Source organism: Kribbella sp. NPDC051137 (genome assembly GCF_040682535.1).
GTDB lineage: Bacteria > Actinomycetota > Actinomycetes > Propionibacteriales > Kribbellaceae > Kribbella > Kribbella karoonensis.
In genome coordinates, this window is sequence record NZ_JBFBBI010000002.1 from 502,318 (window position 1) to 522,406 (window position 20,089).

Genomic DNA, 20,089 nt, shown 5'->3' on the forward strand with positions numbered 1-20,089 from the left:
CTATGCGCCTAACCCGTAGTGGTAACCGTCGGGTCAAAATCATCATCGCTTCACTCTGTACCGCCCCGCTCCTGGTCGGGGCCGTTGTCACCGTCGCCTCGGGAGGGACCGGTGCCGCCGATCAGCTGACGGCGGGCAGCCCGGTCGCCCCGTCACCGGGAGCCGGGCTGAACAGCGGCGAGTTCGACGAGCTGACGATGATCGTGCCGCAGCGTCCCGGAGTGGACGGGCAGCTCGGATCCGACAAACCCGCCCTCGCCGACGTCCCCGTGCAGGGGGCCACCGACGGGCGGTCGGTCGTCCGTCCCGGGCGGCCGGGTGCCGTGAACGGCATCCCGCGCGGGGTGTTCCCCGCGTACCGCCGCGCCACCGCGAATCTCGCGGTCGTGCGGCCGAACTGTGGGCTGACCTGGCCGCTGCTGGCCGGGATCGGCAAGGTCGAGTCGGACCACGCCGCCGGCGGCCGGGTCGACGTGGCCGGCACCACCCGCGGCCGGATCCTCGGCCCGGAGCTGAACGGACGGCACGGCAACGGCCGGATCGCCGACACCGACAAGGGCAAGTACGACGGCGACCAGACCTGGGACCGCGCCGTCGGGCCGATGCAGATCATCCCGCAGGTGTGGAGCGAGTTCGGGGCCGACGGCAACGGCGACGGCTTCCGCAACCCGAACAACGTGTACGACGCGGTCACGACCGTCGCGGTGGTGCTCTGCGCCGAGGGCGACGACCTGCGGAACCCGCGCGACCTGGTCGCCTCACTGCTGCGCTACCACCACTCCAAGGACTTCGTCGCGACGGTCCTGAAGTGGATGCGGCTCTACAGCAAGGACGCCGTCCTGGTGCCGAACGCGAAGGGCAACATCGCGCCCGCGAAGCCGACCGGCAATGCTGACCGCCGGGTCGACCCGCGCAAGGTGCCGAACGTTCCGGACGACACCAAGACCCCGACCCCGACGCCGCCGCCGGTGACCACCACCTCGGTGCCGACCGAGGAGCCGACGACGCCGTGGGAGACGCCGACGCTGCCGCGGCCGATCGACACGCCGACCGACACGCCGACCCACCGCCCGACGGCGACCCCGACCCGGACGCCGACCAAGACCCCCACCAAGACGCCGACGAAGACGCCCACCAAGACGCCGTCGCCGACGCCGACCCCCACTCCGACGCCGACCCCGACGCCGACCGACACCCCGACGAGTACCCCGAGCGGTACGCCGTGCGCCGGCAACGAGACCACCACCCCGACGTGTACGCCGGGCGGCGGCTCGCACGGGTAGCAGATACGGTCGCTGTATGACCGGTGTACTGAGGCTGGCCGGCACCGTGTTGCCGGCCGGTGAGCAGCAGGAGATCCACCTCAGCGGCGGGCTGGTCGTCGACCGGCCCGCCGCTGCTGACGTGACGACCGTGCACACGGGCGGCTGGATCGTGCCGGGGCTGGTGGACGCGCACTGCCACATCGGCCTCGACCAGCACGGCGGCGTCGACGAGCAGACCCAGGAGCAGCAGGCGATCGCCGACCGGGACGCGGGCGCGCTGCTGGTCCGGGACGCCGGTTCGCCGGTCGACACCCGCTGGATCGACGACCGCGAGGACCTGCCGAAGATCATCCGGGCCGGCCGGCACCTCGCCCGCTCGAAGCGGTATCTGCGCAACTACGGCTGGGAGATCGAGCCTGAGGAGCTGGTCGCGTACGTCGAGCAGGAGGCCCGCCGGGGCGACGGCTGGGTGAAGCTGGTCGGCGACTGGATCGACCGCGAGGCCGGCGACCTGACGCCGTGCTGGCCGGCCGAGGCGCTGGACGCGGCGATCGCGCGCGCCCACGAGCTCGGCGCCCGGGTCACCGCGCACGTCTTCGGCGAGCACGCCCTCCCGGACCTGCTGGCCGCGGGCATCGACTGCCTCGAGCACGGTACGGGCATCGGGCCCGACCTGCTGAGCGAGATGGCCGAGCGCCAGGTGGCCGTCGTACCGACGCTGATCCAGCTGGAGAACTTCCCGCAGTACGCCGAGCAGGCCGCGGGCAAGTTCCCGGTGTACGCCGCGCACATGACGGACCTGTACGAGCGCCGGCTGCAGCGGTTGCGGGACGCGTTCGAGGCCGGCGTGCCGGTGTATGCGGGGACCGACGCGGGCGGGGTGCTCGGGCACGGGCTGGTGGCGCAGGAGATCCAGGCGCTGACCGAGATCGGGCTGTCGGGGGAGCAGGCGCTGGCCGCCGGGTCGTGGGCGGCGCGCGAGTGGCTCGGTGCGCCGAGCGAGCTGCGCCCGGGCGATCCGGCGGATCTGGTCGTGTACGACGAGGACCCGCGGGCGAATCCGGGGATCCTGACGCACCCGCGACTGATCGCGCTGCGTGGACGCGTGCTCTTCTCCCGATGACGGAAAAATCTTCCTGAGAGGGTGGCCTCCGCGGAAGATCTTCCCTTAGCGTGGCTCTCGGGACCGCCGACGCCCCTCGGCGGACCAGATACGGGAAGGACCGCCCCATGTCCCGAGTACCCAAGCTGGCCGCGCTCCTGGGCGTCGGTGCACTCGCACTGACCGCCCTCCCGAGCAACGCGGCACAGTCGTCCCGGTCGAGTCTCGCCGCGGCGTTCGAGAGCGCGTCGGCGAAGTACGACGTACCGCGTGAGGTGCTGGTGAGCGTCGGCTTCGCCGAGACGCATCTGGACGGCCACAACGGTGCGCCCAGCCAGGCCAACGGCTACGGCGTCATGCATCTCGCCGCGAACAACACGAACACAACGATGTCCGAGGCAAGCAAATTGACCGGGCTGCCGGTCGCGAAGCTGTCCAAGGACGACACGTCGAACATCCTCGGCGCTGCCGCCGTCCTCGACTCGTACGCCGACCAGGCCGGCCTGAAGGACCGTTCCGAGCTCGGCGAGTGGTACTCCGTGATCGCGAAGTACTCGCACTCCGCCGACGCGGCGACCGCCCGGCTGTACACCGACGAGGTCTACAAGGTGATCGGCCTCGGCGTCCGGACGGCCGGCGTCTCGACCGATCCGCGGCAGGTCGCGCCGGACCGCGGCGCCTACGCGAAGGTCGCGCCGCTCGGCGCGAAGGTGCAAGGCGCCGACTATCCGGGCGCGAGCTGGGACCCGGCGAGCTCCAGCAACTACCAGGTCGGCCGGACGCAGGCGATCACCACGATCGTCATCCACGTCACCCAGGGCTCGTACGCCGGGACGATCAGCTGGTTCAAGAACCCGTCGGCGCAGGTGAGCGCGCACTACGTGGTGCGCTCCAGCGACGGCCAGATCACCCAGATGGTGGCCGAGAAGGACACCGCGTGGCACGCCCGCAGCGCGAACCCGTACGCGATCGGCATCGAGCACGAAGGGTACGTCGACCAGCCGTCGTGGTTCACCGACGCGATGTACCGGTCATCGGCCGCGCTGGTGAAGAACATCGCCGACCGGCGAGGCATCCCGAAGGACCGCGACCACATCAAGGGCCACAGCGAGATGCCCGGCAACGACCACACCGACCCCGGTCCGAACTGGAACTGGGACTACTACATGCAGCTGGTGAACGACGGCAACCCGAACCCGCCGCAGTACAACTTCACCACCTGGGGGAGTGGCGTGAACGTCCGCTCCGCGCCGAAGCTGTCCGCCTCGGTCGTAACGTCCCTGGCCGGCCCGACCCGCGTGTTCGTCGAGTGTCAGGTCCAGGGCGACACGGTCACCGCCGGCGGCTACACCAACAGCTGGTGGTCCAAGCTCCGCGACCAGAAGGGTTACGTCACCAACATCTACATCGACGACCCGAACGCCAAGCTCCCCGGCGTACCAGACTGCTAGAAGGGGAAAGGTAGAGCCTGCTGTACCGACCTTCCGGACTCGAGTGCCGGAAGATAGGGGCATGCTCTCGAAGATTCTGTCCCGGGGTGGTCCGGCTGCGGCGTACCTGATGGTGCGGTTCCTCAAGTCGGTCACGTTGCTGGCCGCGCTGCCGATCAGCCTGTTGCTGGGCTGGATCATCCCGGGCGCCACCGCTGGGCTGGTGCGGTTGGCGAACAGTGAGCGGTACCGCGCTGCGAAGTACCTGGGCGCTCCGCAGGCGGAGGAGTTGCCTCCAGCTCTGCCGAGGCAGTCCGGGGACGTCGTGACGTTGTTCCGGGACAAGTCCTTCAGGCGCAGCCTCAAATGCTTGCTGATGCCGGTGGTCATGATCCCCGAGCTGTGCGTCGCAGTCTTCGCTGTCCTCGGCGCACCTGCTGCTGTGGCGGGCATGCTCCTGTGGAAGCTTGACCCAGGCAACTTCAGCCTGATGGGCGTGGGGGTGGACAGCTGGTTCGAGGCGCTGACGAACGGCCCGGTGCAGATCTTGGTCAGCCTGGGATTCCTGGGCTGGGTAGCACCTGCGGTAGCGCGTGCCCATGCCAGGGCGGCGCTGACGCTGCTCGCGCCGAGTGCGGAGCAGTTGGAGACCGCCAGGCTGGAGCAGCGGGTGGAAGAGCTGACGAAGAGCAGGGCCGGCGCGGTCGATTCACACGGTGCCGAACTGCGCCGCATCGAGCGGGACCTGCACGACGGCACCCAGGCGCAGCTGGTCTCGCTGGCAATGCGCATCGGCGTCGCCAAGCAGTTGATGGCCGAAGACCCGGAGAAGGCCGCCAAACTGCTGGACGACGCCAGAGACGGCGCAGAACAGGCCATGACCGAGCTGCGCGGAGTCCTGCGCACCATGTACCCGCCGATCCTCGCTGACCGCGGTCTTGCCGGCGCGGTCTCGGCACTGGCCGCCCGCTGCCCGCTACCCGTCGAACTGCGCATAGGCCAGCTGGGCGACGTCCCAGCCGCAGTAGAGGCCGCCGCGTACTTCGTGGTCGCAGAATCGCTCACCAACGTCACCAAGCACAGCGCGGCCGGGCACGTCGACGTACAGCTCGAGCGGCGAGGTTCTGAGCTCTACCTGGCCGTCACCGACGACGGAATCGGCGGAGCCCGGATCAGCGAGCAGAGCGACCTGCTCGGCCGGGGGAGCGGCCTGCATGGCATGCTGCACCGGGTGCGGGCGATCGACGGTCATATGGAGTTGCAGAGCCCGATCGGCGGGCCGACCAGCGTCGAGGTGATCCTGCCGTGCGGGTGATCATCCTCGAGGACAACCCGATCCTCGCCGAGGGACTGAGCCTGCTGCTCGACAACTCCGGCTTCCAGGTCGCCGCGATCACCACCGACGCGGACGAGTTCGCCAAGGCGATCGCCGAGCACGAGGTCGACATCGCGATCGTCGACGTACGGCTGCCACCCACCTTCACCGACGAGGGACTGCGCGCCGCGATCGAGGCCCGCCGTACCCGGCCGGGCCTCCCGGTCCTGGTGTTCTCGCAGTACGTCGAGGAGGTCTACGCCGCCGAGCTCCTGGCAGCCGGCAGCGAGGGCGTCGGGTACCTCCTCAAGGACCGCGTGTCCCGTGTGGACGAGTTCCTGGAGGCGGTACGACGGGTTGCGGGCGGAGGTACCGTCCTGGACCCGGAAGTGGTCAGCCAGCTGATGGTGAAGCGCAGCAGCCCTCTGGACCGCCTCACGCCGCGGGAACGCGAAGTACTCGCGCTGATGGCGGAGGGCCTCGGCAACACCGCCATCGGGGAGAAGCTGTTCATTTCCGACGGTGCTGTGCACAAGCACGTCGGCAACGTATTCCTGAAGCTGGACCTGCCGCCGACGGACTCCGGGCACCGCCGTGTCCTCGCTGTTCTCGCGTACCTCGGCCTGTGAACTCTTGACGGTTCAGCCTCGCTAGTCCACTCTCGTGACCTGAGAGCGCTCTCATCCACCGAACCGCCCCTAGGTGAGGAGAGTTCATGAAGGTCCTACTAGCCGCCGTACTCACGGCGGCTGCACTGACTGCGCCCACAGCCCAGGCACTCGCCGTCCCCGGCCAGGCTGCCGCGATGCAACGTGACTTCGGGCTGAACGAGCAGCAGATGCAGCAACGCCTGGCAGCCGAGACGTCAGCAGCCAAGCTCTTGCCGGCAGCCCAGAAGGCAGCGGGCACAGCCTTCGGCGGAGCCTGGTACGACGCCGCAACGCAGAAGCTGGTCGTAGGAATCGTCGGCCAGGACCACGTGGCCGCCGTACGCGCCACAGGTGCACAGGTGACCGCCGTACCGGTATCGGAGAAGGCCCTGAACCAGCGGAAGGCTGCCGTCGACAAGCTGGCCGGTAAGGCAGTACCAGCTGCTGTGAGCGGCTGGGCGGCCGACCCGAAGTCAGGCACCGTTGTCGTCAACGTCCAAGCAGGCAAGCGTTCCCAAGCCGTTGACGCGTTCGTGGCCAAGCTGGCCACGGCAGGTGCCGTCACGGTGAAGGAGGTCGCCGCCCAGGCGCCCCGTACCTTCGCAGCCGGCACCGTCGGCGGTGACCCGTACTACGTGAGCAACATCCGCTGCTCGATCGGCTTCTCCGTCGTCGGCGGCTACGTCACCGCGGGGCACTGCGGGCGCAGCGGAATCGTGCGCGGCTGGGACGGATCGGACCAGGGCTCGTTCCAGGGCTGGTCGTTCCCCGGCAACGACTATGCCTGGGTGTCGACCGGCTACGGCTGGTGGAACGTCGGCGTGGTGCTCGGCTGGGGACAGGTGAGCGACCAGCTCGTCCGTGGTTCGTGGGAGGCGCCGATCGGTTCGTCGGTGTGCCGCAGCGGCTCGACGTCGCACTGGCACTGCGGCACGATCCTGGCGAAGAACGAGACCGTCAACTACGGCAACGGCCAGCTGTTCTACGGAGCGACCAAAACCAACGTGTGCGCCGAGCCCGGCGACTCCGGCGGTTCGTTCATCACCGGTGACCAGGCGCAGGGCGTCACATCCGGCGGCTGGGGCAACTGCAGCAGCGGCGGCGAGACGTGGTTCCAGCCGGTCAACGAGATCCTGCAGACCTACCACCTGACTCTGCAGACCGCCTGACAAGGCTGTGGGATCCCCTTGCGCACAAGGGGATCCCACAGGGTTCAGCAGAGTGGTACGCCGGGCAGCTGTGCGTTCGGATCACTGATGTAGATGTTGCTGATGAAGCCGTTCTGGTCGCGCAGCTTCGACCACCAGTTGTTGGTGTACCCCTCGGCGTTCACAGTGTCGCCCTGCTTCTGGCAGAGCACCCACACGGAGGTCGGCCCGCTCAGCGTGGTGACGACGGGCGAGCTCAGGTACGCGTCGGAGCGCACGTTCACGCCGGAGCCCCAGGTCATGTAGTTCTTTCCGGGGCCGGAACAGCCGTTGTCGCTGGTCAGGTTGTACGAGCCGTACTGCGACGGGTACGCCAGCGCGGTGCCGTTGATGACGATGTCCTGGCCGACGCCGTTGAGCAGTTGCTCGTAGTGGATGTGCGGGCCGGTGGAGTTCCCGGTGCTGCCGGTGACCCCGATCTGCTGGCCCTGCGAGACAGCCTGGCCGTTGGCGACCGAGTAGGCGGACAGGTGGAAGTAGTAGGTCTTCCAGCCGCCACCGTGCTCGATCGCGATGTAGTTGCCGGCTCCGTCGGGCTGCGAGAAGCGGTACGCCGTACCGGCCGCGGAGGCGAGCACCGGCGTACCGTTCGTGGTCCCGCCGTCGGAGCGGACGAAGTCGAGAGCGCGGCGGACCTCACCGTCGTGGTGGCTGTAGGTCCAGCGTTGGCCACACGGGAACGGGGCCTTGAAGTTCGGTGCGGCCTGCGCCTGCGTCGGCACCGCCACCAGGGCGACGGCACCGAGCAGGAGCGAGGCGAGTACTGCGAGGATTCTTCTGGGCGGCATGTCGATCAGTGTCGGCGGTGAACCGCTCACCGATCAACGCTTTGCGTCTGTACTTAAATGTCAGGCCGACTCGTCCGGGACCGGCTCCAGCTTCGGGGCCTCGTCCTTCTTGGTCGCCAGCGAGTCGATCAGCTGCTTGGCCAGCGCGAAGCCGGAGCCACCCATCGTGATCGTCTTCACCAGGGTGTCCTCGATGCCCTGCGCGCCGTTCAGCACGACCATGTTGCCGACCTTGTCGAACGAGCTCGCCGCCGCGGTGACGATCTCCGGGTACGCCTCGGCGAGCTGCTGGGCGACGACCGCCTCGGTGTTCGTGGCCAGCGCCTCGGCGCGGGCCTTGATGCCGGCGGCCTCGGCCATCGCCTTCGCCTGCACGGCCGACGCCTCCGCCTTACCGGTGAGCTCGGTGGCCTTCGCCTGCGCCTCACCGCGGAGCTGGACCTCCCGGGCGTTCGCCTCGGCGGCCGCGATCTGCGCGTCCCGGCTGGCCTGGGCCAGCGTGCGCTGCCGGTACGCCTCGGCGTCGGCCGGCTTCAGCACCGTCGACTCCAGCTGCTTCTCGGCCAGCGACGCGTTCAGCTTCGCGGTCTCGGTCTCCGCGACCACGACCTCCTGGCGGGCCAGCGCCTCGGCCAGCGGACCGGACTGCGACGCCTTCGACTTCGCCTGGTCGACCTCGGCCTGGTAACCGGCCTGGGCGATCGAGCTCTCCCGGACCGCCGCGGCTTTCTGCGCGGCGGCGGCCTGCTCGCGCTCGGTCGCCTCCCGGTCCCGCTCGGCCTGCGCGATCCGGGCCGCGGCCTCGACCGCGGCGGCCTGCGGACGGCCGAGGTTCTTGATGTAGCCGGACTCGTCGTCGATCTCCTGGATCTGCAGCGAGTCCACGACCAGGCCGAGCTTCTCCATGTCGCCGGCCAGCGAGCCGCGGATGTTCGTGGTCAGCGTCTCCCGGTCGTGCAGCATCTCCTCGACCGTGGTGGACCCGACGATCGCCCGCAGGTGACCCGCGAACAGCTCGTGGATGGTGCCCATCACCTGCTCGTCGCTCTGCTCCAGGAACCGCCGTGCGGCGTTCGCGATCGAGCCGTAGTCGTCACCGACCTTGTACGCCGTGACGCCCTTGATGTGCAGCGGGATGCCCTGGCTGGACACGCAGGTCACGGTCAGCGGGGTCGCCCGGATGTCGAGCGGCAACCGGCGTACCGTCTGGAAGCCCGGCAGCACCGCCGTACCGCGGCCGACCACGATCTTGAAACCGAGGGTCTCGTTGACCTGCTCGTTGCTGGAGTGCGCGCCGAGGCCGGAGATGATCAGCGCCTCGTTCGGCTCCGCCACCCGCCAGACCATCCGGAACACGATGAGCAGCACCACGACCGCGACGGCGGCGATGCCTACGTACGTCCAGAGCATTTCCCCTCCAAGGGAACGTAATTAAAGGGCGCGAGCGACGTAGACGGTGCGCGGTGGGTCGAAGTCGACGACGACCACCTGCGTACCCACCTCCAGCACCTCGTCGGTCGCGGGGTAAGCGTAGAAGGCCTCGGTGGCACCCCGGACCGGCAGCATCACCTCGCCGACGATCCCGGGTGCGATGCGCCCGATGACCCGCCCCCGCTTGCCTACCATCTTGCCCCTCCGACGCACTTCCGGCTGCTCCAGTTCCCCGAAGCCTAGACCACCTCCCGGAGGCCGGTCGCACCTTGTGATCGGCGGCTCACGAGCGCATGGTGGTGGTGTCGGTCGCGCGGCCTGGGGGATGGGGAGGGGCGATGGCCGGGGACGTCCAGGTTGAGGTCGTCGAGACCGCGGCGGACGAGGCGCAGCTCGAGACGCTGGCGCTGCTGCTGCGGCAGGAGTTGCTGCTGCTCGACGTCCATGCGGTCGAGCCGCACCAGGAAGGCGATGCGCCGGAAGGCTCGAAGGGCGGCCTGGCCGCGGTCGCCGGGTTGCTGAGTGTCTCGCTCGCACCGGGATTACAGGCGCTCGGCTCCGTGATCGTGGTGATCCGGGAGTGGGTGCGCCGCGGTGGGGCGAACCGGACGGTGAAGCTCACCGTCGACGGTGACGTGATCGAGTTGACCGGAGCCACTGGCGAGATGCAGCAACAGCTCGTCGACGCCTTCGTACGCCGGCACACCGGAGTGGATGCCTGACATGAGCGGCTCGCGGGTCGCGCTCGTGGTGGCCAACGACCAGTACGACGATCCCGGCCTGCGGCGGCTGGTCGCGCCGGCTCAGGATGCCGCCGCACTGGCCGAGGTGCTTGCCGATCCGGCGGTCGGCGGCTTCGAGGTCGAGGTACTGCGGAACGCGTCGGCGCAGGCGATCCGCGTCGCGGTCGAGGACTTCTTCGCCGACCGCGTGCCGGAAGACCTGCTGTTGCTGCACTTCTCCTGCCACGGACTGAAGAACGCTTCCGGCGAGCTGTACCTCGCGGTCGCGGACACCCGGCCGTCCCGGCTCGCCTCGACCGCGGTGGCCGCGGACTTCGTCAACCGGCAGATGGCCGACAGCAGGGCACAACGGATCGCGCTGTTCCTGGACTGCTGCTACGGCGGCGCGTTCCCGCGCGGCATGGTGGTCCGCGCGGCCGGTGAGGCCCAGGTGCAGGACGCGTTCGCCCGCCAGGCCGATGTCGGCGGCGGCCGTGGGCGCGTGGTGATCACCGCGTCCAGCGCGATGGAGTACGCGTTCGAAGGCGGGCAGCTGACCACCGGGGCCGCCCCTGCTCCGTCGGTGTTCACGGGCGCCGTGGTCGAGGGTCTGACGACAGGCGAGGCGGACCGCGACGGCGACGGCTGGGTCGGCCTCACCGAGCTGGTCGGCTTCGTCACCGACAAAGTGCGCCGGGTGACGCCGAACCAGAACCCGCAGATGTGGACCTTCGGGTCCCAGGGCGAACTGCTGATCGCTCGCAGCCGGATCCGCCGGATCACCGCAGCGCCGCTGGCGTCCGAACTGGTCGAGGCGATGGAGAGTCCGTTGCCGGCAGCAAGGTTCGGAGTGGTCGACTACCTGCGTGAGCGGCTCTCCGACGCCGACCTCGGGCAGGCGTACGCAGCCTGGCAGGCGCTGCACCGGATGACGCTCGACGACAGCCGCAAGGTCTCCGAAGCCGCCGCGGCCGCGATCACAAGCGCCGTACCGAAGGTCACGCCGCCGGAGCTGACCCTCGACGGTGCGGGCGCGGCCGAGGCACGGCTGGACGGACCGCCGCTCGCGCTGACCGCGGTCGCGTCCGCCGCCGACAGTTGGCTGACGGTCGAGCAGGACGGATCGCTGATCCGCGTCCAGGCCGGCGAGCCCGGGCCGGCGCCCGGCACCGCGACCGCGCTCCTGCTGACCGGTCCCACCACGGACCTCAGCATCCCGGTCCGGGTCGCCAACCGGGTCACCACCCGGGACAGCGCTGCCGAGCGCCCACCCCCGCATCCCGAACCGCGGCCCCCGTCACCCGAACCGACGCCCTCGTCTTCCGAACCTCCGCACATCGAGCAGAAGACGCAGGAGGCGGCCGTGGAAGCAACGACACAGCCGTGGTGGCTGGTCGCTGTACTGGTTCTGGCCGCCGCCTTCCTCGTGCTGGTGAACTGGCCTGGCTCTACGGACTCCCGGAAGCTCTGGTACGACCCCGATCCCACCGGCTGGTACCTCTACCGCACGTGGGCCGACCCAGCGATCCTCGCCTCGTTCGTGGCTGTTCTGGCTTCACCACTCCTGCGATCGGTCGGTGCGCCGGCCCTCGGTGTGGTGGTCGGCTGCGTGATCTCACTGCTCGAGTACGGTCTGGTGATTCTCGGCGGGGGCATCAGCGCGGACGAGACCAGCGCATGGGCTGTCACTGTCGGGGTCACAGTCACACTGGTCGTCGTACTCATGCTGACGCAGCGACCACGCACCTGGCCGTTGCGTCCCGTCAAGCCCCTACCCGCCGCCGTGGTTGTTGCCGGTGGCTTGCTTCTGGTCGTAGGCCTGTCGATTCGGGACTCCAGTGGGTACTCGCTGCTGACAGTGACCCCACTGTTCTTGCTGGAGCCCCTGGTCACCCTCGTGCTCGCATGGTCTGCTCTGGCAGCCGTAGACGCTGCACGGCGGGCTTGGCTCACCGCAGCCACGCTGACGCTCGCAGTGCTTGGCGCGATCGGGGCAATACCAACGTGGACCCAAGGGCACCTGGTGCCGGTGTTCCTTGTTTACCTGATGGGCAACGTGTTGCTGGCCGCCGGTGTTCTCATCCCCGGACGTCGCCTTCCGTCGCACCCTTGATGAGCGCTTCCAGTTGGTGGTTGTCGGGGTTGGCGTGCTGCCAGGCCGCGAGGTCTGCCCAGCGCGGCGCGGCGTCCGCGCCGCCGAGCCTGGTCACCGAGATCGCCGCCGTGAGCGCGGCGAACCGCACCCGCTGCTCCAGCGGCAGTTTCCAGAGGGTTCCGGCGATGAAACCGGCGGCGAACACGTCACCCGCCCCGGTGGTGTCCGCCGCCGGGACCGGATACGCCGGCACGTCGACGTACTCGCCGCTGCCCGCGTCGAGCGCGACGGCACCGGCGGCGCCGTTCGACACGACGACCAGCGGCACCTTTTCCGCCAGCCGGCGGATCGCCTGCTCCGGAGTGTCCGTGCGGGTGTAGTGCATGGCCTCGTCCGCGTTCGGCAGGAACACGTCGCAGTGCTCGAGCTGATCGAGTACGGCGCGATCCCACCGCTCGCTGGGATCCCAACCGACGTCCGCGAACACCGTGCTGCCCGCCGCCTTCGCTTTGGCCAGCCACGCGTTGGGCCACGGGCCGATGTGGGCGGCGACCGCGCGGGCGGACGGCGCGGAGGTGATCAGATCGTCGGCGGACAGCGGGGGAGTCGTGCCGCGGGTGACCAGCGCCCGGTCGTTGTCGTAGGCAAGGGCCACGGTGAGCGGCGTCGGCCAGTCCGGGAGCTTGCGGGACAGGCCGAGGTCGATGCCCTCGGCACTCAGTCTGGCCCAGACCCGGTCGCCGAGGTCGTCGGCGCCGAACGCGGCGGCCATCCCGGTGCGCAACCCGAGCCGGGCGAGCGCGACCGCGAAGTTCGCGATTCCGCCGGGGCTCTCGTGCGAACCGGTCGCCCAGACCTCGGTCCCGGGCCGCGGCGCCGTCGGCAGGCCAAGCACGAGGTCCTGGAAGACCAACCCAGACACCACGACGTCCAGTTCATACATCCGCAGCCACACTCCTGCGTGGTCGATCAAACTCGTGCGTGAATCTTGAATCGTGTGCGCAGGATCCGCAATACCTGCTCACAACTGTGACTGAGAATGACAAAGTTTGCGTGATACGGTCAGTGTGTGTTGCCGAAGCAGCGACAGGATCAGATCGTCCGCGCACTCCGGGTCGACGGTGCCGGCGGCGTGAAAGTGCTTGCCGAGAGGCTCGGCGTCAGTGAGGCGACCATCCGCCGCGACCTCGAGCAGCTGCACGCCGAAGGCCGGCTGACCCGGGTGTACGGGGGCGCGCTCGCGGTCGACGGGTGCGACCAGCCGTTCGCGGATGTGAACGCCGTACGGGCCCAGGAGAAGGACCGGATCGCCCGCCGCGCGGCAGAGCTGATCACCGACGGCGAGTCCGTGCTGCTCGACATCGGTACGACGGCACTCCGGGTGGCGCAGCACCTCCACGGGCGTTCGTTGACGGTCGTCACCAGCAACCTCGCCGTACTGGAGGAGCTGGAGAACGACGAGCAGATCGAGCTGATCGTGCTGGGCGGGTTCGTCCGGCGGAGCTACCGGTCGCTGGTCGGATACTTGACCGAGGAGAGCCTGCGGCAGATCCACGTCAACTGGCTGTTTCTCGGCACCAGTGGCGTCCGCCCCGACGGCCGGGTGATGGACAGCACGATGATCGAGGTGCCGGTGAAGCGGGCGATGATCAGCGCCGCGGACCGGGTCGTGCTGCTGGCGGACCGGACCAAGTTCCCGGGCCACGGGGTGGCGCGGGTGTGCGAGCCGGGGGAACTGAGCATGGTGGTGACCGAGTCCGGCGCCGACGAGGCGACCCGGGCCCAACTGGCGGAGGCGGGAGTGCAGGTGGTTCTGGCGTGAACAGGCTGATCCAGGGGGTGTTGCTGTGCGACTGACGATTCTCGGTGGCGGCGGGTTCCGGGTCCCGCTCGTGTACCACGCGCTGCTCGGCGACCACGGCCCCGGCCGGATCACCGACGTGATGCTGTACGACACCGACCGGACCCGCCTCGCGGCGATCGGCGCGGTACTCCGCCAGCAGGCGGCGGCCGCCGCCGAACCACCCGTCGTGACGGAGACGACCGACCTCGACGAGGCGCTCCGCGGTGCCGACTTCATCTTCTCCGCCATCCGCGTGGGCGGCCTCGACGGCCGGACCGTCGACGAACGCGTCGCCCTCGGACTCGGCGTCCTCGGCCAGGAAACGGTCGGCGCCGGAGGCATCGCCTACGGTCTCCGGACCGTTCCGGTCGCCCGGAAGATCGCCGAGCGCATCGCGGCTGTCGCCCCGGACGCCTGGACGATCAACTTCACCAACCCGGCCGGCATGGTGACCGAGGCGATGATCCCGTTCCTGGGTGACCGGGTGATCGGCATCTGCGACTCGCCCTCAGGACTCGGGCGGCGCGCCGCGCTGGCACTGGGCGTCGACCCGGCGACGGCGTTCTACGACTACGCCGGCCTCAACCACCTCGGCTGGCTCCGGGGTCTGAAGTCCGGCGGCGTCGACCGGCTGCCCGACCTGCTGCGGTCGGCCGAGGCGCTGAGCTCCTTCGAGGAAGGCCGGCTGTTCGGCGCGGAATGGCTCCGCTCGATCGGCTCGATCCCGAACGAGTACCTGCACTACTACTACTTCGCGCGCGAGACGCTCGCCGCGGTGTCGGCGGTTCGGCAGACGCGCGGGGCGTTCCTGCTGGACCAGCAGTCCGCGTTCTACGCCGAGACCGGGCAGCACCCGGACCAAGCGCTGGACCTGTGGCAGAAGACCCGCGCCGAGCGTGAGTCGACGTACATGGTGGAAAGCCGGGAGATCGCGGACGCGGGGGAGCGGGACGAGCGCGACATGGCCGCGGGCGGCTACGAGCAGGTGGCTCTGTCGCTGATGCGGGCGATCGGGCACAACGAACGCGCGTCGCTCATCCTCAACGTCCGCAACCGGGGCGTACTGCGGCACCTGGACGACGACGCCGTCGTGGAGATCCCGTGCACGGTCGACGCCAACGGTGCACTGCCCGTGGCGGTCTCCCAGCTCACCGACCACCAGGCGGGCCTCGTCTGCTCGGTGAAGGCCGTCGAGCGGACCACGATCGCGGCGGCCGCCTCGGGCTCCCGCGACACCGCCGTACGGGCGTTCGCGTGGCACCCCCTGGTCGACTCGGTGAACGTCGCCCGCGAACTACTGGACGGGTACGTCGAACAGCTCCCGGACCTGGAGTACTTGCGCGGCTGAGGCCGATTGGTGTCCACGGTGTGGGATCTGGCACAATGTCAGGCTGAGTCCGTCCAGGTTTCGTGCAGCCCTCTAACTCCACGTTCCCGGTGCGGCCCGTTCGAGTTGTCAGGCGTTGTCCCCACGACGCGTTGCGCTGCTCACCCAGTCTGTAATTTCCAAGGGAGACCACCCAAAAGTGGCAGTCAAGATCCGTTTGAAGCGCATCGGCAAGAAGCGCACCCCGCACTACCGCATCGTCGTGATGGACGCCCGCACCAAGCGGGACGGCCGGGCGATCGAGGAGATCGGGATCTACAACCCGAAGACCGAGCCGTCGTTCATCCGCGTCGACTCGGACAGGGCGCAGTACTGGTTGGGCGTCGGTGCGCAGCCGAGCGAGGCCGTCGAGGCGATCTTCAAGGCCTCCGGCGACTGGCAGAAGTTCAAGGGCCTGGACGCCCCGGCGCCGCTGCGGGTCGCCGAGCCGAAGCGGGACAAGCAGGAGATCTTCAACGAGGCGCTGGCCGAGGCCCACGGCTCGCTGAAGACCGAGGCCGTGACCGCCAAGAAGACGGCGAAGAAGGCCGAGAAGAAGGACGACGCCGCCGAGGCCCCCAAGGCCGAGGAGGCTCCGAAGGCTGACGAGGCTGTTGCCGAGAAGGCCGACGAGGCTGCGGCCGAGACCACCGAGGCCTGACGATGATGGAGACCGAGGCGCTCGAGCACCTGGTCCGAGGCATCGTGGACAACCCCGACGACGTCAGCGTCCGGGCCCGGAACCTGCGGCGTGGCCGCACCCTCGAGGTGCACGTCCACCCCGACGACATCGGCAAGGTGATCGGCCGCAACGGCCGGACCGCCACCGCGATCCGCACCGTCGTCGGCGCCCTCAGCTCCGAGTCCTCGCTGCGCATCGACTTCGTCGACGAGTTCAACCGGCGCCCGCGCCGCTGAGCTCAGCAGTCCAAGAGGGGCCGCACCCGGTCTGGGGTGCGGCCCTTCGTTTGCTTGAGGTGCACACTCTCGGTAGACATTTTGTGCAGTGACGCTTGACAGAAGGAGTTGTGCAGGTGCTGGTGACAGTCGGGCGGATCGGCCGGGCGCACGGGATCAAGGGCGAGGTCGGGATCGACGTGCGGACCGACGAGCCGGATCGCCGGTTCGCGGACGGTGCGGTCGTCGTGACGAACGCCAAGGTGTCCCGGACCCTGACGGTGGCCGCGAGCCGCTGGCACAGCGGGCGACTGCTGGTGAAGTTCGCCGAGGTGCCGGACCGGACCGCCGCGGAGCAGTTGCGGAACCTGTTCGTCCAGTCGGAGGTCGACGACGACGAGCGCCCGGAGGACCCGGAGGAGTACTACGACCGCGACCTCGTCGGCCTTACGGTACGGACCACCGACGGCACGGACGTCGGCGAGGTCGTCGACGTCGTCCACCTGCCGGCGCAGGACCTGCTCGAGATCCGCCGTACGGCGGGCAACGTGGTGATGGTGCCCCTGGTCGAGGAGCTCGTCCCGGAGATCAACGTCGACAAGCAGTACGTCGTCGTGGCCGACCGGCCCGGCCTCCTGGACCCGGAGGGCGCCGAGGTGGTCCCGACCGATGAGGCTTGACGTCGTCTCGATCTTCCCGGAGTACCTGGCCGCGCTGGACGTCTCACTGGTGGGCAAGGCGGCCAAGAGCGGCCTGCTGGACGTCCACCTGCACGATCTCCGTGACTGGACCCACGACCGGCACCGGACCGTCGACGACACCCCGTACGGCGGGGGAGCCGGCATGGTGATGAAGCCCGAGCCCTGGGGTCAGGCGCTGGACGCCCTGGCGCCGGCTGACGGACCTACGCAGCCCCGGTTGATCGTTCCGACGCCTGCTGGTCGCCCGTTCACTCAAGAGCTCGCTTATGAGCTGGCCGCCGAGCCCTGGCTCGCGTTCGCCTGTGGCCGGTACGAAGGCATCGACGCGCGCGTGGCGTCGTACGCGGCGGAGCGGATGCGTGTCGACGAGGTCTCCATCGGCGACTACGTGCTGAACGGCGGCGAGGTCGCCGTACTCGTGATGGTCGAGGCCGTCGCCCGCCTGCTGCCGGGCGTGATCGGCAACCCGGAGTCTCTGGCGGAGGAGTCGCACTCCGGCGACGGCCTGCTCGAGTACCCGGTCTACACGAAGCCCCCCGCCTGGCGCGGGTACGACGTACCGGAGGTCCTGCTCTCCGGGAACCACGGCCTGATCGCGGAGTGGCGTCACGAGCAGTCGGTACGCCGTACCGCGGAACGCCGGCCGGATCTGCTGGCGGCGTGGGGCGACGTACTGTCCGATCAGGACGGCGCCGAAGGTGTGCGCATCCTGCCCGCGACAGCGGCCGATGCCGGCGAGATCCATACTCTCCAGCTCGCCGCCTTCCTGTTCGAGGGACGCCTGTACGACGACTACAGCATCCCGCCGCTCACCGAGGACCTCGCCGGAACGGCGGACCGGCTGGAGCGCTTCACCGTGCTGAAGGCGGTTGCGGGCAGCCGCATCGTCGGCTCGGTGCAACTCGGCGTCGACGGTGACGTGGGCAGCATCGAGCGGCTCGTCGTCGCCCCCGACTGGCAACGCCGCGGCCTCGGGATGCGCCTCCTGCGGGCCGCCGAGCAGCTGGCTCCGGCGGGCGTCACGTCGTACACGCTGAACACCGGCGCCGCGAGCGACCGGAACCTGGCGCTCTACCGCAAGGCCGGCTACCGGGAGGTCGGCCGGAAGGCTCAGACACCCAAGGTCGAGCTGGTGTACCTGGCCAAGCGCCGTCGCCGTAAGTAGCCCGCCCGGGCGGATTTCGTCACGGTGTGGGGCGTGTGGCAAGATTGTCTGCTGCTGCCCTTCGGTGCTCCTGCCACAGGGGGTGACCACCGACCGGCAGCCTTCTGATGACTTCATCACCACCGAGATTCGTGGGTGACCTGTGGCACGCGCGAGGAAGAGACACCTGAAGATGAGCAAGATCCTGAACGAGCTCGACAACGCGAGCAAGCGTGACGACCTCCCGGCCTTCCGCGCCGGTGACACCGTGAACGTGCACGTGAAGGTCGTCGAAGGCAACCGGTCCCGCGTCCAGGTGTTCAAGGGTGTCGTGATCCGGCGCCAGGGTGGTGGCCTGCAGGAGACCTTCACAGTCCGCAAGGTCAGCTTCGGCGTCGGCGTCGAGCGGACCTTCCCGCTGCACACCCCGATCGTCGAGAAGATCGAGGTCGTCACCCGCGGCGACGTCCGCCGCGCCAAGCTGTACTACCTGCGCGAGCTGCGCGGTAAGGCGGCGAAGATCAAGGAGAAGCGCGAAGTACCGGCCTCCTGACGCCGCGTAACGACGACGGTCACCGATGGCGCCGAGCACTGCGACTCGCGCTCGCCCTCGCCCGGTATCCAAGAGGGCACGTCGCAGCAAAGGGCGGCATCGTAGGCTGAAGCAGCGGAACCCGCTGCTCAGCCTGCTCGTCGAGATGAGCACCGTCACGGTGCTCGCGCTCGTCATCACGGTGGTCCTCCGGCTGTTCGTCGCCGAGGCGTTCTACGTCCCGTCCGAGTCGATGTACGACACGCTGACCAAGGACGACCGGATCCTCGCCGAGAAGGTCAGCTACATGCACCGCGACGTCCAGCGCGGTGACATCGTCGTCTTCAAGGACCCGGCCAACTGGCTGAACGAGGCGCCGACCGAGCCGGGCACGCTGCGCCGGATCGGTGAGTTCGTCGGCATCCTGCCGCGCAGCGGCGAAGGTCACCTGGTGAAACGGGTGATCGGCATCGGCGGCGACCGGGTGATCTGCTGCAACAAGCAGGGCCAGATCACCGTCAACGGTATCGCGCTCGACGAGCGGGAGTACCTGCTCAAGGACGCCAAGCCGTCGGAGTACCCGTTCAACGTGCTGGTGCCGGCCGGACACCTGTGGGTAATGGGCGACAACCGGGCCGACTCGGCCGACTCACGCGCCCACATGGGCGGGCCTGGCGGCGGATTCGTGCCGGTCGAGAATGTGGTTGGCCGGGCCTGTTGCATAATCTGGCCCTCTGACCGGATGACCATGCTGCGTCCTCCGGATACCTTCAAGAAGCCGGGGCTGAAGAAGTGACCGATACACCGACCAAGACGGACACCAAGGACGGCAAACCCGCCCACCGCTCCGGTTTCGCGGCGGCCGCCCGCGAGTTCGTGCTGATCGTGGTCGGCGCGCTGATCGTCTCGTCGATCCTGCGGGCGTTCGTCGGGCAGATGTTCATCATCCCGAGCGAGTCGATGCAGAACACCCTGCTGGTCGGTGACCGGGTCGTGGTGGAGAAGCTCACCGACGTCAAGCGCGGCGACGTGGTCGTGTTCGAGGACCCGGGCGGCTGGCTGGTCGGGGAGGAGAGCGGCCAGAAGCGCGGCTCGATCGGCCGGTTCTTCGAGATCGTCGGGCTGTTGCCGGACTCCAGCCACGGCCACCTGATCAAGCGCCTGATCGGCATGCCGGGCGACAAGGTCGCCTGCTGTGACGCCAAGGGCCGGATCCTGGTCAACGGCCAGCCACTGGACGAGACCAGTTACCTGTATCCCGGGGATGCCCCGTCCCAGATGGACTTCCAGGTGACCGTCCCGGCCGGCCGGATCTTCGTGATGGGTGACCACCGGTCCGCGTCCGGGGACTCCCGGGTGCACCTGCAGGACCTGGACGCGAACGGCGGCAACCAGGGCGACGCGGCGTTCGTGCCGCTCGACAAGGTCACCGGACGGGCGATCGCGGTCGTCTGGCCGGCCAACCGCTGGGCCAAGCTCGGCGTCCCCGACACCTTCAAATCGGTCCCGGCCCCCGGCCCCGCGCCGGACAAACCCTCGATATCCCTGACACCACCGCCCAAGTGACGCACTGTCCCCCTTGGCGCTCGGAGCACGGCTC

Annotated in this window: 21 protein-coding genes; 17 read left to right on the plus strand and 4 right to left on the minus strand. The window is 69.2% G+C overall.

Annotated features, from left to right (window positions below):
* Positions 1-2: 2 nt before the first annotated feature.
* The 6 genes from AB0M51_RS09855 to AB0M51_RS09880 all read left to right on the plus strand — a co-directional run bounded on the left by AB0M51_RS09855 (position 3) and on the right by AB0M51_RS09880 (position 6,931).
* A complete protein-coding gene (locus tag AB0M51_RS09855; RefSeq protein ID WP_344188155.1) occupies positions 3-1,283 on the plus strand; it encodes a lytic transglycosylase domain-containing protein in 1,281 nt (426 codons plus the stop codon).
* A 16-nt stretch (positions 1,284-1,299) separates the two neighbouring features.
* On the plus strand, positions 1,300-2,388 hold the full coding sequence (locus AB0M51_RS09860; RefSeq protein WP_363748785.1) for an amidohydrolase family protein: 1,089 nt from the start codon (positions 1,300-1,302) through the stop codon (positions 2,386-2,388).
* Positions 2,389-2,495: 107 nt separating this feature from the next.
* Positions 2,496-3,818 carry an N-acetylmuramoyl-L-alanine amidase gene (locus tag AB0M51_RS09865; protein ID WP_344188153.1) on the plus strand — a complete coding sequence of 441 codons (1,323 nt, stop codon included), beginning with the start codon at positions 2,496-2,498 and terminating at the stop codon, positions 3,816-3,818.
* A 61-nt stretch (positions 3,819-3,879) separates the two neighbouring features.
* On the plus strand, positions 3,880-5,112 hold the full coding sequence (locus AB0M51_RS09870; protein WP_344188152.1) for a histidine kinase: 1,233 nt from the start codon (positions 3,880-3,882) through the stop codon (positions 5,110-5,112).
* Complete coding sequence (locus AB0M51_RS09875) at positions 5,103-5,741, plus strand: response regulator transcription factor (protein ID WP_344188151.1); 639 nt, start codon at positions 5,103-5,105, stop codon at positions 5,739-5,741. Before AB0M51_RS09870 ends, AB0M51_RS09875 begins: the two co-directional genes overlap by 10 nt.
* A gap of 86 nt (positions 5,742-5,827) precedes the next feature.
* Entirely contained in the window at positions 5,828-6,931 is a 1,104-nt protein-coding gene (locus tag AB0M51_RS09880; protein ID WP_344188150.1) for a S1 family peptidase, read from the plus strand.
* A 44-nt stretch (positions 6,932-6,975) separates the two neighbouring features.
* On the opposite strand, the gene AB0M51_RS09885 is transcribed toward AB0M51_RS09880, so the two are convergent.
* From AB0M51_RS09885 to AB0M51_RS09895, 3 genes are read right to left on the minus strand one after another with little or no spacing between them, the layout of a single operon-like run.
* Positions 6,976-7,758 (minus strand): peptidoglycan DD-metalloendopeptidase family protein, encoded by a 783-nt coding sequence (locus AB0M51_RS09885; protein WP_344188149.1) that lies wholly within the window; start codon positions 7,756-7,758, stop codon positions 6,976-6,978.
* 60 nt (positions 7,759-7,818) lie between these two features.
* Complete coding sequence (locus AB0M51_RS09890; protein WP_344188148.1) at positions 7,819-9,168, minus strand: SPFH domain-containing protein; 1,350 nt, start codon at positions 9,166-9,168, stop codon at positions 7,819-7,821.
* 21 nt (positions 9,169-9,189) lie between these two features.
* Complete coding sequence (locus AB0M51_RS09895) at positions 9,190-9,384, minus strand: hypothetical protein (protein WP_325037628.1); 195 nt, start codon at positions 9,382-9,384, stop codon at positions 9,190-9,192.
* A 143-nt stretch (positions 9,385-9,527) separates the two neighbouring features.
* Here AB0M51_RS09895 and AB0M51_RS09900 point away from each other — a divergent pair, with 143 nt between their 5' ends.
* Positions 9,528-9,911: a hypothetical protein gene (locus tag AB0M51_RS09900; RefSeq protein ID WP_344188147.1), complete on the plus strand. Its 384-nt coding sequence runs from the start codon at positions 9,528-9,530 to the stop codon at positions 9,909-9,911.
* Between the two features lies 1 nt (position 9,912).
* Positions 9,913-12,024 carry a caspase family protein gene (locus tag AB0M51_RS09905; RefSeq protein ID WP_344188146.1) on the plus strand — a complete coding sequence of 704 codons (2,112 nt, stop codon included), beginning with the start codon at positions 9,913-9,915 and terminating at the stop codon, positions 12,022-12,024.
* Here the strand turns inward: AB0M51_RS09905 and AB0M51_RS09910 are convergent.
* A complete protein-coding gene (locus AB0M51_RS09910) occupies positions 11,990-12,949 on the minus strand; it encodes a carbohydrate kinase family protein (protein ID WP_344188145.1) in 960 nt (319 codons plus the stop codon). The genes AB0M51_RS09905 and AB0M51_RS09910 overlap by 35 nt on opposite strands.
* Before the next feature lie 126 nt (positions 12,950-13,075).
* Here AB0M51_RS09910 and AB0M51_RS09915 point away from each other — a divergent pair, with 126 nt between their 5' ends.
* From AB0M51_RS09915 to lepB (AB0M51_RS09955), 9 genes are all read left to right on the plus strand, one after another.
* Positions 13,076-13,828, plus strand: a complete 753-nt coding sequence (locus AB0M51_RS09915; RefSeq protein ID WP_344188144.1) for a DeoR/GlpR family DNA-binding transcription regulator — start codon at positions 13,076-13,078, stop codon at positions 13,826-13,828.
* A 25-nt stretch (positions 13,829-13,853) separates the two neighbouring features.
* Positions 13,854-15,197: a 6-phospho-beta-glucosidase gene (locus tag AB0M51_RS09920; RefSeq protein ID WP_344188143.1), complete on the plus strand. Its 1,344-nt coding sequence runs from the start codon at positions 13,854-13,856 to the stop codon at positions 15,195-15,197.
* Between the two features lie 178 nt (positions 15,198-15,375).
* A complete protein-coding gene (gene rpsP / locus AB0M51_RS09925) occupies positions 15,376-15,876 on the plus strand; it encodes a 30S ribosomal protein S16 (protein ID WP_344188141.1) in 501 nt (166 codons plus the stop codon).
* 5 nt (positions 15,877-15,881) lie between these two features.
* Positions 15,882-16,133 carry an RNA-binding protein gene (locus AB0M51_RS09930; protein ID WP_131292053.1) on the plus strand — a complete coding sequence of 84 codons (252 nt, stop codon included), beginning with the start codon at positions 15,882-15,884 and terminating at the stop codon, positions 16,131-16,133.
* A gap of 116 nt (positions 16,134-16,249) precedes the next feature.
* Entirely contained in the window at positions 16,250-16,792 is a 543-nt protein-coding gene (gene rimM, locus AB0M51_RS09935) for a ribosome maturation factor RimM (RefSeq protein WP_344188140.1), read from the plus strand.
* Positions 16,782-17,978: a tRNA (guanosine(37)-N1)-methyltransferase TrmD gene (gene trmD / locus AB0M51_RS09940; RefSeq protein ID WP_344188139.1), complete on the plus strand. Its 1,197-nt coding sequence runs from the start codon at positions 16,782-16,784 to the stop codon at positions 17,976-17,978. Before rimM ends, trmD begins: the two co-directional genes overlap by 11 nt.
* 172 nt (positions 17,979-18,150) lie before the next feature.
* Positions 18,151-18,510 carry a 50S ribosomal protein L19 gene (rplS, locus tag AB0M51_RS09945; protein ID WP_344188137.1) on the plus strand — a complete coding sequence of 120 codons (360 nt, stop codon included), beginning with the start codon at positions 18,151-18,153 and terminating at the stop codon, positions 18,508-18,510.
* Between the two features lie 145 nt (positions 18,511-18,655).
* Complete coding sequence (lepB, locus tag AB0M51_RS09950) at positions 18,656-19,285, plus strand: signal peptidase I (protein WP_344188136.1); 630 nt, start codon at positions 18,656-18,658, stop codon at positions 19,283-19,285.
* A complete protein-coding gene (gene lepB / locus AB0M51_RS09955) occupies positions 19,282-20,055 on the plus strand; it encodes a signal peptidase I (protein ID WP_344188135.1) in 774 nt (257 codons plus the stop codon). Before lepB (AB0M51_RS09950) ends, lepB (AB0M51_RS09955) begins: the two co-directional genes overlap by 4 nt.
* Positions 20,056-20,089: the final 34 nt, after the last annotated feature.

Bases quoted from the DNA above. Each gene is read 5' to 3' on its own strand.
- rplS (WP_344188137.1), top strand. From the start codon at position 18,151: ATGAGCAAGATCCTGAACGAGCTCGACAACGCGAGCAAGCGTGACGAC.
- AB0M51_RS09885 (WP_344188149.1), bottom strand. From the start codon at position 7,758: ATGCCGCCCAGAAGAATCCTCGCAGTACTCGCCTCGCTCCTGCTCGGT.
- AB0M51_RS09890 (WP_344188148.1), bottom strand. From the start codon at position 9,168: ATGCTCTGGACGTACGTAGGCATCGCCGCCGTCGCGGTCGTGGTGCTG.
- AB0M51_RS09905 (WP_344188146.1), top strand. From the start codon at position 9,913: ATGAGCGGCTCGCGGGTCGCGCTCGTGGTGGCCAACGACCAGTACGAC.
- trmD (WP_344188139.1), top strand. From the start codon at position 16,782: ATGAGGCTTGACGTCGTCTCGATCTTCCCGGAGTACCTGGCCGCGCTG.
- AB0M51_RS09895 (WP_325037628.1), bottom strand. From the start codon at position 9,384: ATGGTAGGCAAGCGGGGGCGGGTCATCGGGCGCATCGCACCCGGGATC.
- AB0M51_RS09860 (WP_363748785.1), top strand. From the start codon at position 1,300: ATGACCGGTGTACTGAGGCTGGCCGGCACCGTGTTGCCGGCCGGTGAG.
- AB0M51_RS09880 (WP_344188150.1), top strand. From the start codon at position 5,828: ATGAAGGTCCTACTAGCCGCCGTACTCACGGCGGCTGCACTGACTGCG.
- lepB (WP_344188136.1), top strand. From the start codon at position 18,656: ATGAGCACCGTCACGGTGCTCGCGCTCGTCATCACGGTGGTCCTCCGG.
- AB0M51_RS09900 (WP_344188147.1), top strand. From the start codon at position 9,528: ATGGCCGGGGACGTCCAGGTTGAGGTCGTCGAGACCGCGGCGGACGAG.
- AB0M51_RS09910 (WP_344188145.1), bottom strand. From the start codon at position 12,949: ATGTATGAACTGGACGTCGTGGTGTCTGGGTTGGTCTTCCAGGACCTC.
- AB0M51_RS09855 (WP_344188155.1), top strand. From the start codon at position 3: ATGCGCCTAACCCGTAGTGGTAACCGTCGGGTCAAAATCATCATCGCT.
- AB0M51_RS09870 (WP_344188152.1), top strand. From the start codon at position 3,880: ATGCTCTCGAAGATTCTGTCCCGGGGTGGTCCGGCTGCGGCGTACCTG.
- AB0M51_RS09865 (WP_344188153.1), top strand. From the start codon at position 2,496: ATGTCCCGAGTACCCAAGCTGGCCGCGCTCCTGGGCGTCGGTGCACTC.
- AB0M51_RS09930 (WP_131292053.1), top strand. From the start codon at position 15,882: ATGGAGACCGAGGCGCTCGAGCACCTGGTCCGAGGCATCGTGGACAAC.